This window comes from Nocardia sp. BMG51109, from assembly GCF_000526215.1.
Taxonomy (GTDB): Bacteria; Actinomycetota; Actinomycetes; order Mycobacteriales; family Mycobacteriaceae; genus Nocardia.
Window position 1 is genome coordinate 2,947,742 of record NZ_JAFQ01000004.1, and the last position, 12,352, is coordinate 2,960,093.

Below are 12,352 nucleotides of genomic sequence, written 5' to 3' on the forward strand. Positions count from 1 at the left end.
GGTCGGCGGGCACGGTCGGGGCCGTAGGGCTCACGCCCGGCGCATGTAGGCCCGCAGGGCCAGCGGCGCGAAGATCACGATCACCGCGGCCGAGCCGATCAGGCACCACGCCAGGTTGCCGGTGTAGCTGTTGGTGTTCATCAGCTCCCGGCAGGCGTCGACCATGTAGTAGATCGGGTTGACCTTGTTCAATCCCTGCAGCCAGCCCGGCATGGTGCCGACCGAGACGAAGGCGCCGGACATGAAGGTCAGCGGGAACATGATCATCATCGAGATGCCCTGCACCGACGCGGCACTCTTGCCGGTGACGCCGACCAGCGCCCAGATCCAGCTGACCGCGAACGAGCAGACCACGACGACCAGGCCCGCGGCCACGACGCCGGGCACCCCGCCGTCGGGCCGGTAGCCCAGGATCAGCCCGACCACGATGGTGAGCACGGTGGCGAGGCCGTAGCGCACCATATCGGCGATCAGTGCCCCCGACAGGGCCGAAATACGCGCGATCGGAAGGGATTTGAAGCGGTCGAACACTCCCTTGTCCATATCCTCGCGCAGCTGCGTCCCGGTGACGACCGAGGTCAGGACCACGGTCTGCACCAGAATGCCCGGGATCAGCGTGGGCAGGTACGCCTGCACGCTGCCGCCGATGGCGCCGCCGAAGATGTAGGCGAACAGGGCGGTGAACAGGATCGGCTGGATCGTGACGTCGAACAGCTGTTCCGGATTGTGTTTGATCTTCAGGATGCCCCGGTAGGCCATGGTGAACGAATTCGCCACCGTCTGCCGGAACGGAATGTGGTTGCTCACCTCGGGAATCGCGGCGGGTGCCGCGTGCCGCCCGGTGCGCGCGGGTGCGGGCATCGTGGTGGTGGTCATCGTGCTGTTGTCCTTTCCTCCGTGGTCACGCGGGCTGCCGCCTCCGGGCCCTGACCGCTCATGCCGCGCTCCTTTCGGAGTTGTCGGTGTCGGTGTCGTTCTCGGCGCCGTGCCCGGTGAGCGCGAAGAACACCTCGTCCAGGCTCGGCTTGCTGACGTTGATCTCGTCGACCCGGATATCGTTGTCGCGCAACCGGATCAGCAGATCGGCGGTGACGCTCGGGTCGTTCAGCGGGGCGGTGATCCGGCGGGCTTCGGGGGTGATGCCGGCCTCGACGAGCTTTCCGGCCGCGGTGGACAGGAATTCGCCGGTGATCGCCCGCGCCTGTTCGATGCGCTCGGGCTCGGCGAGGGTCAGTTGCAGCGACGAGAGCCCGACCGAGGCCTTCAGCTCCTCGGAGGTGCCGTCGGCGATCACCTTGCCGCGGTCGATCACCGCGATCCGGTCGGCCAGTTGGTCGGCCTCGTCCAGGTACTGCGTGGTCAGCAGCACCGTCGCGCCCTCGCGGACCAGGCGCCGGATGGTCTCCCACATCTGCGCGCGGGTGCGCGGGTCCAGGCCGGTGGTCGGCTCGTCGAGAAACAGCAGCGGCGGGGTCGCGATCAGGCTGGCGGCCAGATCGAGCCGGCGCCGCATGCCGCCGGAGAAGTTCTCCAGGGGCTTGCTCGCGGCCTCGGTCAGCCCGAACTCCTCCAGCAGTTCGACCGACTTGCGCCTGGCCTCGGCCCGGCTCAGGCCGAGCAGGCGGGAGAAGATCGTCAAATTCTCGGTGGCGCTGAGTTTTTCGTCCACCGAGGCGTACTGTCCGGTGACCCCGATCAGGGAGCGCACCGCGGTCGGTTCGGCCACCACGTCGCGGCCGAAGATGCGGGCGCTGCCTCCGTCGGGGCGCAGCAGCGTGGCGAGCATGCGGATGGTGGTCGTCTTGCCGGCTCCGTTGGGACCGAGCACGCCGTATACGGCACCCCGCGGCACCGTCAGGCTCACGCCGTCGACGGCCCGCTGTTCCCCGAAGACCTTGACCAGCCCGTCCGCCTCGATGGCGAGGACATCAGCGGGTTCATGAGAAGTCATGTCACACACTGTGCGGCCCGGCTCTTGCATGCCCCTTGCGTCGCTGTTGCGCGTCCGCGCAAGGCGCTCTTACACCGCGATCGCCGCTGTACATCTGATGCGTGTGGAAGTAGCATCAGATGCGTGCGAACTACCATCGATATCGACGCGGTGGTGCTCGAGCAGCTCAAGCGCCGTCAGAAACGGGAGGGGAAGACGATGGGGAAGCTGGTCTCGGAGTTGCTGGCGCGGCAGCTCGCCCAGGAGGAACAGCCGCGCACCGACATCGCCTGGCCGACCGCCGCCCTCGGGCTGCGCATCGACATCGACGACAAGCACGCACTGAACGAGGCCCTGGACGCGGACGACTGATGTCGCGCACCGTCGACACCAACGTCCTCGTATATGCCTCGGATTCGAGTTCCCCCGTGCACGCGAAGGCCGCCGCGCTGGTAGGGGAGTTGCTGCGCGGTCCGGAATTGACCACGGTGTTCTGGCCCGTGCTGCAGAGCTATCTGCGGATCGTCACGCATCCGCGGATCTGTGCCGCGCCGTTGCCGATCGCGGACGCGCACGGGGGCGTCGAGGCGCTGCTGGCGTCGCCCTCCGTCCGCCTGGTCGCGGAGGGCGACAGCTTCTGGAACTGCTACACCAAGCTCGGCGGTGGCCGCGGCAACGACGTGCCCGACACGGTGATCGTCGCGTTGATGCACGAGCACGGCGTGGCGACGATCTACAGCCGCGATCGGGATTTCCGGAAGTATCCCGGCATCACGGTTCGCGATCCGTTCAGCGACTGACCGGGTCCTGGGCGCGGTGCGGGGGATGGGCGAGCAGGCGTTCGCGCAGGGCGGTCCGGTCCGGCTTGCCGGGCCCGCGCATCGGAAGTTCTTCCAGCACGGCCAGTTCGCGGGGGGCGGCGGTCGGGTCCAGCTCACCGGCCACGTGCGCGCGCAGTTCGTCGAGGGTGGGCAGTGCGCCGGCGGCGGGGACCACGGCCACCGCCACGCGCTGCCCCAGCCGCTCGTCCGGCAGGCCCAGCACGACGGCCTCGCCGACCGCCGGGTGGGTGGCCAGCACGGCCTCCACGACCTGCGGGATCACCAGCAGGCCGCCGGTGGTGATGGCCTCGTCGAGGCGCCCGCTGACGCTGAGGACGCCGCCGTCGAACACGCCGGCGTCGTCGGTGCGGAACCAGCCCGGTTCGGCGAAGGCGGGATGATCGGGCAGCCCCCGGTAGCCCTGGGCCAGCATGGCTCCGCCCAGCAGCACCCGGCCGCCCTCGATGCGCACCTCGGCGCCGGTGAGCGGCACGCCCTCGTAGACACAGCCCCCGCAGGTCTCGCTCATGCCGTAGGTGCGCACGACATTGATGCCCGCGGCGCGGGCGCGCGCCAGCACCGGCGGCGGGGTGGCCGCGCCGCCGATCAGCACCGCGTCCAGCGCGGCGAGCGCCTCCGTGCCCGCGGGCTCGTCGAGCGCCTTGATCAGCTGGGTCGGCACCAGCGAGGTGTACCGGCGCGGGCCGGTCATGGTCGCGACGGCCTGGGCCAGGCCGGTCGGCAGGAATCCGTCCGAGACGTCGAGCACCACCGGCTCGGTTCCGGCCTGGATACTGCGCAGCAATACCTGCAAGCCGGCGATGTGATGGGTCGGCAGCGCCAGCAGCCACTGTCCCGGCCCGCCCAGCCGCTCGTGGGTGGCGTCGCCGCTGGCCCGCAGGGCGGCCGCGCCGAGCATCGCGCCCTTCGGCACGCCCGTGGTTCCCGAGGTGGTCACCACCAGCGCCACGTCGTCGTCGATGGGCTCGCCCGGACCCAGGGCGTTCGACAGCCGGTGCGACTCCCGGCGGTCGCCACTGGGCACCGGCAGCCACGCCGGACCGTTGCCCGCCAACGCTTCCCGGAGATGCGGCAGGATATCGCCCACCGCGGTACCGGTCGGCATGGGGAGGGTCCGCAGGGTGCTGCTCACGTTCGTGATCGTGTCATGTCGGGGTGGCGACCCGCGCGCGGGTCCGCACTTTCCTTCACTGGAGTAGGGCGAGGGAATCAGTCCGACGTCGGTGTCGCCAGCGGCCAGCCACCGGCGGCGAGCCGGGAGGTCACTCGGGCGATATCGTCCTCGCCGGGCTGCTCCTTGGCAACTCGGGCGATCGCGTCCTCGATCTCGTGCCGGGCGATCTCGTCGTCACCGGCGCGCTCGCTGATCAGCTCCTCGACGATCAGGTGCACCTCGTAGTCGGTGAGGCGGCGGTGCAGCACGGCGAGCAGCGCCACATAGTCCGACTGCGGGATGCCCTGCGGGTAACCGGCCTTCAGCCAGCCGATCACCCGCCGCAGCATCGACCTCTCGTCCTCGGCCGGCAGCGGTTCCGGCCGCCGCGGCGGCTGCGAGGGTGACGAATCACTGGTCACGACTTGTCCTTCCGGCGGTCAGCCCTGCCCGAACAGATGGATGCCCAGGCGGGAGGCGAGAAATGCCTTGGCGACGAACAGCACGGCCGCGACGATCACCGCCAGCACCGCCGCGAAGCACAGCGCGGCCGCCGCGGTGGCCGCCCGGCGGCGGGTGGGGGAGACCGTCGCGGTGCCGTCGGCGCCTGTCGTTGCGGTGCCGTCGGCGCCCGTCGTGGCATGCGATTGGAATCGGACGCCGAGGGCGAAGATCGCGGGCAGTCCCGCGCCGAAGACGAGGGCCGCCACCGTGACCCGCCACAGTTCGGTCGACACCTGCACCACCGTGTTCATCACGTCCTCCTCGACGAATCCCGATGCGACGAATCCCGCTGCGAACTCGCGCCGTCGCGGGTCGCGTCTCCGGGCGTTCGCTGCTGCTCCGACGATTGCCGCTCCGCGGGAAGCGTCTGCTGTTCGGATGGCCGGGCCGCTTCGGGCGGTGGGGGTGCCGCGGGCGGCGGCCGCGAACGCCACTCGTCGTTGACGTTGCCCGCGTGCACCGGCGCACGGCGCGCCCGCAGCCACATGAACGCCGCGAGCATCAGCAGCAGCGCGAATACCACCAGCACGCCGGCCGATCCGCCGATGCCGTGCGCCAGTGCCCAGCAGATCGCACCGGCCAATCCGGCCAGCGGCAGGGTGAACACCCACGCCACCGCCATCCGGCCGAGCACCGGCCAGCGCACCTCCGCACCCGGCCGGCCGAGTCCGGTGCCGAGGATCGCGCCGGTCACGGTCTGCGTCGTCGACAGCGGCAGGCCGAAGTGCGCGGAGGTGAGAATGATGGCCGCGCTGGTGGATTCGGCGGCCAGGCCCTGCGGCGGTGTGATGTCGACCAGGCCCCGGCCCAGCGTCCGGATGATGCGCCAGCCGCCGAGCGCCGTTCCGGCCGCGATCGCCACGGCGCAGGAAACGATCACCCACAGCGGCAGCGGATCCGACGGCGAGCGCGACCCGTAGGCGATCAGCGCCAGGAAGATGATGCCCATCGTCTTCTGCGCGTCGTTGGTGCCGTGCGCCAGCGACACCAGCGAGGCCGAGCCGATCTGTCCCCAGCGGAACCCCCGGTTCACGATCCGCTCGTCGCTGCCGCGGGTGATGCGATACACCAGCCAGGTACCGATCGAGGCGACCAGCGCCGCCACCACCGGGGCCAGCACCGCCGGCAGCACGATCTTGTTCAGCACGCCCTGTTCCCCGGCCGACCAGATCACGCCGCTCCAGCCGAGCGCGGCGATCGTCGCGCCGATGAGGCCGCCGAACAGCGCGTGCGAGGAACTCGACGGCAAGCCGAACAGCCAGGTCAGCAGGTTCCACAGGATGCCGCCGACCAGCCCCGCGAACACGATCTCGAGCAGGTCCGGACCGCCGACCCCGTTCAGCCGGACGATGCCCTCCGCCACCGTGGCCGCGACCTCGACGCTGAGAAATGCGCCGATCAGGTTCAGCCCGCCGGACAGCAGCACCGCCGTCCGCGGTCCGAGCGCACCCGTGGCGATGGATGTGGCCATCGCGTTGGCGGTGTCGTGGAAGCCGTTCGTGAAATCGAAGACCAGTGCGGTGACGACCACGATGAGCAGAACCAGCAGTTCGGCGGTCACGCCTCCAGTGTGCGGCATCGCCCCGACGGTGTGCGCCACCGGGCGCGAATGCGCCGTGACCACACCGAATGGCGGGCCGGCGTGGGTAGCCGGAGATCCGCTGCTCAGTCCCTGGACGGTCGATTGTCGCGGCGCAGCGGATGTTCCGGGGGCACCTCCACCACCACGATCGGCACCCCGTCGGGATCGCTGATCCACATCTCGATCAGGCCCCAGGGTTCCCGCACCGGCGCACGCTCGATGGCGATTCCGTGCAGCGTGCACTCCGCCTCCGCCGCGGCGGCGTCGCGCACCTGCAACCACAACGCCCCCGCGAAGCCGGTGGGCGCGTCCGCGCGACGACCGTGCGCGGCCACCTCGATCAGCGACTGACCCGCGAAGAAAACGGTCCCGCCCGGATACTCCCGCGCGATCGCCAATCCCAGCCCGTCTCGATAGAACGCCACTGTTCGCTCGTAGTCCGCCGGTCGCAGGATGACGCGGCTGCCGAGAATGTCCACGGCCCCGAGCCTAGGTGCTGTGCCCCGGTGTTCCGGTGCGCTTTCGGCCGGAATCCACCGAGTCAGCGGTGCAGGGCCGGTAGCGCAGGGGTTACGGCGTCAGTAGTACCAGGGGTACGGCGACCAGTCGGGCTCGCGCTTCTCCAGAAACGCGTCGCGCCCCTCGACCGCCTCGTCGGTCATGTAGCCGAGGCGGGTCGCCTCGCCCGCGAACAGCTGCTGGCCGACCAGACCGTCGTCGGTGAGGTTGAACGCGTATTTCAGCATCCGCTGCGCCTGCGGCGATTTGCCCAGGATGTCGGCGGTCCATTCGAGGGCCTCGTCCTCGAGCCGGTCGTGGTCGACGACGGCGTTCACCGCGCCCATGTGGTGCATCTGCTCGGCGGTGTAGGTGCGGCCGAGGAAGAAGATCTCGCGGGCGAACTTCTGGCCGACCAGTTTCGCCAGGTAGGCGCTGCCGTACCCGGCGTCGAAGCTGCCCACGTCGGCATCGGTCTGCTTGAACCGGGCGTGCTCGCGGCTCGCCAGCGTCAGGTCGCAGACCACGTGCAGGCTGTGCCCGCCGCCGGCGGCCCAGCCGTTCACCAGCGCGATCACCACCTTGGGCATGAATCGGATGAGCCGCTGCACCTCCAGGATGTGCAGCCGGCCCGCGCGCGCCCTGTCCACGGTGTCGGCGGTCTCGCCGCTGGCGTACTGATATCCGCTGCGGCCGCGGATGCGCTGATCGCCGCCGGAGCAGAACGCCCACCCGCCGTCCTTGGGGCTGGGGCCGTTGCCGGTGAGCAGGACCGCGCCGACGTCCGAGGTCATTCGCGCGTGGTCGAGCACCCGGTACAGCTCGTCGACGGTGTGCGGGCGGAAGGCGTTGCGCACCTCCGGGCGGTCGAATGCCACGCGCACCGTGCCCTGCTCGAGGTGCCGGTGGTAGGTGATATCGGTCAGGTCCTCGAACCCCGCGACGGGCTCCCACAGCTTCGCATTGAACGTCACGGTGTCATCTTCGCGCACCGCTCGCCGCATCGGCCCCGGCCGTCCCGGAAACCTACTCATCAGTTGGGTTTGACGGTGTAAGAACAAGCATTACCGTTCAGGTTATGAGCGAGCGCAGCGAGCGAACATCGGACACAGCCGAGCGAGCTGAACCGGACATCGACCGGAGCGCGATCGATGCCGATCGCTACGAGACGCACGGTGGTTTCCCCAAGGTCACCGAGTCCGAGCCCGGCCCCAACTTCGGGGCGTTCGTCGAGGCGATGCGCACGCTGCAGGACCTGGCGGTCTCGGCGGATTGCACCGAGGAGACGTACGGTCAGGCGCTCGCGCAGGCGAACCGGCTGATCGAGCTGCTCGAGCCGTACCGGGCACCGGAACTGCACAGCCCGGCCGGGCGGGTGTCCAGCCTGCCCGGGCGCGGCAGTCTGCTCATGCCGCCGTGGCTGACGGTCGAGGCCGGGCCCGAGGGCGTCCGGATGACCGGAGAGTTCCGGCGGTATCACCTCGGCGGCAACAGCGCGGTGCACGGCGGCGTGTTGCCGTTGCTGTTCGACGACCTGTTCGGCTCGCTCGTGCACTACGCCGGGCGGCCCATCAGCCGCACGGCCTATCTGCATGTGAATTACCGAAAAGTCACTCCTTTGGAGACTCCGCTCCAGGTCGAAGGGACCGTGGATCGCATCGAGGGGCGCAAGACGTTCGTCACGGCTCGGCTGTTCGACGAATCAGAAACATTGCTCGCCGATTGTGAAGGGCTCATGGTGCAGTTGCTGCCGTGGCAGCCGTAGTGGTCCGGGCTGCTGTGCCGGGTTCGTCCGGTGCGTATAGTTGCCTGCGCTCGCTCATCGAAAAACTATCCGGAGGAACCTGAAAGTGGTTGCAGCACTGTCTGAATCCCTGCTCGATGACGCCAAGCGCCCGGCCTTCGTCGCCGATGCCCAGGAGGTTCTGGAAGCGGAGGTGTCGGACAAGGGTGGCGCGTCCGGCCTGGCCGTGAAGGGTGCGTACGCGGCGGCGAAGAAGGTCAGCCCGACCATCGTGTCGGATGCGCTGGAGTCGTTCGTGCCGAAGTTCGTCGAGCGGCTCGAGCCGTACTGGGCCGAGTACCAGGACTCGGGTAACGGCCGATTCGCCGATCTGCTGGTCTCCAAGGAGGACGAGGTTGCCGAGGCGCTGCTCGCGGTGACCGATGCGCGGGCCGAGAGCTCCTCGCGCCCGGCCCTGAAGAAGGCCTACTCCGCGGTGCGCTCCTCGGCGAAGAAGCATGTGGCCGAGGCCCTTCCGCGGGTCGGCGACCTGGTGGAACGGCACGCCAAGTAGATCGATCGATGGCCGCGGCCTTCGCTCCGGCGGATCCGCGGCCCGGTCGTCCCGAACGTTCGGCCCGCCGCTCGTGTTACGCATCGCGTGCTCGGCGGGCGGCGAACTCGTGCAACGCTCCTCGCCGCGTGGGTGAATGCCCGATGCGGTGCCGAGCGTCGGCCGTGCCGGTTCGGCTCGAACCGGTTCCGTCGACGCTCGAGCGCTACCTCGATGTGCCGCATCGACTTCCGTGAATGCCGACCGGTCGGTCTAACGCTCGCCGGCCGACTTGCCCACCCGCCAGTAGCCGGTGAAGGTGATGTCGGCCTTGGGAATTCCGCGTTCGTCGGCCAGGTGCCGGCGCAGGCCGGAGGCGAGTTTCTGTTCCCCCGCCACGAACGCGTAGACGCCCTGCGTGGGTAGTTCCGCGGCGCGCACGGCCTCGAGGGCCGGGCGGCCGATCTCGGTGGCCGGATCGGTGCGCGGCAGCCAATGCACCCGCATCCCTTCGGGTTCGCCGAGTTCCTGGGCGTCGTCCGGGTGGCCGATCTCGAGGAACGCCGCCCCGCGTAGCTCCCGCGGCGCCGAATTCAGCACGCCGGCCACGGCGGGCAGCGCGCTCTCGTCGCCGACCAGCAGCGTCCACGAACTGTGTTGCGGCGCTTGGTATGTGATGCCCTCGTCGAGCAGGCCCACCTCGCTGCCGACGGCGGTCCCGCTCGCCCACGCGCAGGCGGGCGTCTGGTCGCCGTGCATGGCGAAGTCGATGTCCAGCTCGGCGGTGTCGCCGAAATGCCCCGCGCCGGCCGGGCGGAACTCCCGCACGGTGTAGTTGCGCACGACCGGGCGGTCTTCCTTGCTCATCATCAGATACTGCGCGTACCAGAGGTTGCTGGTCGCGGTCGGCAACCGCAGGCCGTTGCGGCCCGGCAGGAACAGCCGGAACCACTGATCGAATCCCATCGGGGCGAACTCGCTCAGCCCGGATCCGCCCAGGGTCACGCGGACGAAACCGGGACTGATCCGCTTGCTCGCGAGCACCTCGGCGGTCAGAATCTGCCGCTCCGTGGGCCGGACGAATTTGCTGCGCTTGGCCATGTGGCTTAGGTTAGCAAAACCTAAGTTTCGGCAACAGGTGTGAGCGGGCCGACTCCCCATGGTGCGGCACTGTCTGGGAGGCTGGGGCTGTGAATCCTTCGACAGCGCAGGCCCAGGTCGTAGTCGACGAACTGGTGCGCGGGGGTGTGCAGGATGTCGTGTTGTGCCCCGGTTCCCGGAACGCGCCGCTGGCCTTCGCTCTGCAGGCCGCCGACGCCGCCGGCCGCCTGCGGCTGCACATGCGCATCGACGAGCGCACCGCGGGATTTCTCGCGATCGGCCTGGCCGTCTCCAGCGGTCGGCCGGTCCCGGTCGTGATGACGTCCGGGACCGCCGTGGCCAACCTCGGCCCGGCCGTGCTGGAGGCCAACTACGCCCGGCAGCCGCTGATCGTGCTCAGCGCCAACAGGCCCTACGAGATGCTCGGCAGCGGGGCGAATCAGACCGTCGAGCAGTTCGGCCTGTTCGGTAGCCAGGTGCGGGCCGCGATCAGCCTGGGGCTCGCCGAGGCCGAGGACGGCGGATACCGCCGGCAGAACAGCGTGTGGCGCGCGGCGGTGTGCCGGGTGCTGGCCGCGGCCCGCGGCACCCGGTCCGGCAATGCCGGTCCGGTGCACTTCGATATCCCGCTGCGCGAGCCGCTCGTGCCCGACGCCCTGCCGGACGAGGTCGCGCCGAGCGGGCGTGCCGGCGACAAGCCTTGGACCGCAACGCAATACGCGACGCTGGACGTTCCGCTGGAGATCGATCTGACCCCGGATACGGTGGTCGTCTCCGGCCACGGTTCCGGCCATCGGCCCGAACTGGCCGGGCTGCCGACGGTGGCCGAACCCACCGCCCCCCGGCACGGCCCGGAGCTGCATCCGATGGCGCTGTCGCTGCTGCGGCCGCGCCAGGCGATCATCACCGGACGCCCCACCCTGCATCGGCAGGTGTCGAAGGTGCTCGCCGATCCGGACGTCACCGTGTACGCGCTGACCACCGGCCCGCGCTGGCCCGACGTGTCCGGCAACGTGGTCGGCACCGGAACGCGGGCGATCACCAGCGGCGCGCCCGGCCCCGAATGGGTGCGGCACTGCGCCGAGATGAATGCCAAGGCCCGGCAGGTGGTGCGCGACGAGCTGGCCAGGCACCCCAAGCCGACGGGCCTGCACGTGGCGGCGGTGGTGATGGACGCCCTGCACGAGGGCGATCAGCTGCTGCTGGGCGCCTCCAATCCGGTGCGCGACGCCGCGCTGGTGTCGTATCCGCGCCCCGGCGTGCGGGTGGTGTCCAACCGCGGTGTCGCGGGTATCGACGGCACCGTATCGACCGCGGTGGGCGCCGCGCTCAGCCACCCGGGCCGCACCGTCGCGCTGATCGGTGACCTGACCTTCCTGCACGACGCGTCGGGGCTGCTGCTCGGCCCCGGTGAGCCGCGCCCGGCCGACCTGACCATCGTGGTCGCCAACGACGACGGTGGCGGCATCTTCGAACTGCTGGAACAGGGTGATCCGCAGTACGCCGGGGTGTTCGAGCGCGTCTTCGGCACGCCGCACGGCATGGATCTGGCCGCGCTGTGCGCCGCCTACCGCATTCCGCACCGGCAGGTCGACCCGGACGGGCTGGCCGCCGAGCTGACCGGGCACGCACACGGCATCCGCGTGCTGGAGGTGGCCACCGAGCGGTCCGGCCTGCGCGAGCTGCACGCCACCGTGCGCGCCGGGATCGATCGGTAGCGGCGAACCGTCAGTAATCGGCCGCGGCCTGGTCCTCGTTCTCGTAATCGTCGTCCAGCGGCACCGAGCGGGACTGTTCGAGCACGTCGGCGTCGGCGGCCTCGCGATCGCCCGCGCCGACCGGCGTGCCGGTCTCGGTGTCGTCGTCCTCGGCGTCGGGATACGCCGCGACGGTCTGCTCCCTGAAATCGGCTTCCGGAACCGCGTCGATGGCACCGGTATCGAGGGTTCGATCGGTCATCGGGTGCTCCTTTCCACTGTGGGCCGATTCGCCCGGATCGGGTCACCGGGCACCATCGAGAATGCGCCGTCCGGACGCGCCTGGCAACCTTTCCGCCACTTGTCTCGGATCACGCCCACTCGTCTCGAATCATTCGGCCGCGCCCCCGTCGGCCGGATACTCGACCAGCGCCAATGTGCGGCCGGACATGAATCGCGCGGTCCGTACCGGGGTGCCGGTGCGAGTGGTCTCGCTGACCTCGACGATGCCGCGCGCGATGCGCACCTCGACCCGGCGTCCCGCCTTCGTTGCCGCCACCTCGTATGTGCGAGATCCGCCGCCGGTGTCCACGACTATCTCCACTCGATCACCCTTCATCCTCCAATTCTCCTGGTCGTCAGCGGTTTTCGCTGCTAACGAGTGGGTTGCGACCGCCGCGTGCACATACCGGCGCAAGGACGCCGGCCGCGCGACGAGTTCGGCGGGTTCGCCCCGTCCCACTCTGCGGATGCCCGCGTTGCGGGAAGT

At 70.0% G+C, this 12,352-nt stretch carries 16 protein-coding genes; 5 read left to right on the top strand and 11 right to left on the bottom strand.

The window, feature by feature from the left end; genetic code table 11:
- Window positions 1-30: 30 nt before the first annotated feature.
- Window positions 31-876: an ABC transporter permease gene (locus D892_RS0114880; protein WP_024801998.1), complete on the bottom strand. Its 846-nt coding sequence runs from the start codon at window positions 874-876 to the stop codon at window positions 31-33.
- Between the two features lie 58 nt (window positions 877-934).
- Complete coding sequence (locus D892_RS0114885; RefSeq protein WP_024801999.1) at window positions 935-1,951, bottom strand: daunorubicin resistance protein DrrA family ABC transporter ATP-binding protein; 1,017 nt, start codon at window positions 1,949-1,951, stop codon at window positions 935-937.
- A gap of 123 nt (window positions 1,952-2,074) precedes the next feature.
- Here D892_RS0114885 and D892_RS0114890 point away from each other — a divergent pair, with 123 nt between their 5' ends.
- On the top strand, window positions 2,075-2,302 hold the full coding sequence (locus tag D892_RS0114890; protein ID WP_024802000.1) for a hypothetical protein: 228 nt from the start codon (window positions 2,075-2,077) through the stop codon (window positions 2,300-2,302).
- The gene (locus D892_RS0114895; RefSeq protein ID WP_024802001.1) at window positions 2,302-2,730 is read left to right on the top strand and encodes a TA system VapC family ribonuclease toxin; all 429 of its coding nucleotides are present in this window, start codon (window positions 2,302-2,304) and stop codon (window positions 2,728-2,730) included. Before D892_RS0114890 ends, D892_RS0114895 begins: the two co-directional genes overlap by 1 nt.
- On the opposite strand, the gene menE is transcribed toward D892_RS0114895, so the two are convergent.
- The 6 genes from menE to D892_RS0114925 form a co-directional block, all read right to left on the bottom strand.
- Window positions 2,720-3,877, bottom strand: coding sequence for an o-succinylbenzoate--CoA ligase (gene menE / locus D892_RS0114900; RefSeq protein ID WP_051499067.1), 1,158 nt, complete (start codon window positions 3,875-3,877; stop codon window positions 2,720-2,722). The two genes, D892_RS0114895 and menE, sit on opposite strands and share 11 nt — an antisense overlap.
- A 104-nt stretch (window positions 3,878-3,981) precedes the next feature.
- On the bottom strand, window positions 3,982-4,275 hold the full coding sequence (locus D892_RS41190) for a DUF3349 domain-containing protein (RefSeq protein WP_036568881.1): 294 nt from the start codon (window positions 4,273-4,275) through the stop codon (window positions 3,982-3,984).
- A 90-nt stretch (window positions 4,276-4,365) separates the two neighbouring features.
- Window positions 4,366-4,680 (bottom strand): hypothetical protein, encoded by a 315-nt coding sequence (locus tag D892_RS0114910; protein ID WP_024802004.1) that lies wholly within the window; start codon window positions 4,678-4,680, stop codon window positions 4,366-4,368.
- Window positions 4,680-5,990 carry an inorganic phosphate transporter gene (locus tag D892_RS0114915; protein WP_024802005.1) on the bottom strand — a complete coding sequence of 437 codons (1,311 nt, stop codon included), beginning with the start codon at window positions 5,988-5,990 and terminating at the stop codon, window positions 4,680-4,682. The genes D892_RS0114910 and D892_RS0114915 overlap by 1 nt, the downstream gene beginning before the upstream one ends.
- A 104-nt stretch (window positions 5,991-6,094) precedes the next feature.
- The gene (locus D892_RS0114920; RefSeq protein ID WP_024802006.1) at window positions 6,095-6,490 is read right to left on the bottom strand and encodes a VOC family protein; all 396 of its coding nucleotides are present in this window, start codon (window positions 6,488-6,490) and stop codon (window positions 6,095-6,097) included.
- 99 nt (window positions 6,491-6,589) lie between these two features.
- Window positions 6,590-7,483 carry a 1,4-dihydroxy-2-naphthoyl-CoA synthase gene (locus D892_RS0114925; RefSeq protein WP_024802007.1) on the bottom strand — a complete coding sequence of 298 codons (894 nt, stop codon included), beginning with the start codon at window positions 7,481-7,483 and terminating at the stop codon, window positions 6,590-6,592.
- A 104-nt stretch (window positions 7,484-7,587) separates the two neighbouring features.
- On the opposite strand from D892_RS0114925, the gene D892_RS0114930 reads away from it, so the two are divergent.
- Together D892_RS0114930 and D892_RS0114935 are read left to right on the top strand one after the other, a co-directional pair.
- A complete protein-coding gene (locus D892_RS0114930; protein ID WP_024802008.1) occupies window positions 7,588-8,274 on the top strand; it encodes a PaaI family thioesterase in 687 nt (228 codons plus the stop codon).
- Between the two features lie 85 nt (window positions 8,275-8,359).
- Entirely contained in the window at window positions 8,360-8,806 is a 447-nt protein-coding gene (locus D892_RS0114935) for a hypothetical protein (protein ID WP_024802009.1), read from the top strand.
- A 252-nt stretch (window positions 8,807-9,058) separates the two neighbouring features.
- On the opposite strand, the gene D892_RS0114940 is transcribed toward D892_RS0114935, so the two are convergent.
- The gene (locus D892_RS0114940; RefSeq protein WP_024802010.1) at window positions 9,059-9,886 is read right to left on the bottom strand and encodes a siderophore-interacting protein; all 828 of its coding nucleotides are present in this window, start codon (window positions 9,884-9,886) and stop codon (window positions 9,059-9,061) included.
- Between the two features lie 89 nt (window positions 9,887-9,975).
- On the opposite strand from D892_RS0114940, the gene menD reads away from it, so the two are divergent.
- Window positions 9,976-11,604, top strand: coding sequence for a 2-succinyl-5-enolpyruvyl-6-hydroxy-3-cyclohexene-1-carboxylic-acid synthase (gene menD, locus D892_RS0114945; protein ID WP_024802011.1), 1,629 nt, complete (start codon window positions 9,976-9,978; stop codon window positions 11,602-11,604).
- 10 nt (window positions 11,605-11,614) lie between these two features.
- Here menD and D892_RS0114950 read toward each other — a convergent pair whose 3' ends face one another.
- Entirely contained in the window at window positions 11,615-11,845 is a 231-nt protein-coding gene (locus tag D892_RS0114950; protein ID WP_024802012.1) for a hypothetical protein, read from the bottom strand.
- Between the two features lie 129 nt (window positions 11,846-11,974).
- A complete protein-coding gene (locus D892_RS0114955; protein WP_024802013.1) occupies window positions 11,975-12,202 on the bottom strand; it encodes a hypothetical protein in 228 nt (75 codons plus the stop codon).
- Between the last annotated feature and the right edge of the window lie 150 nt (window positions 12,203-12,352).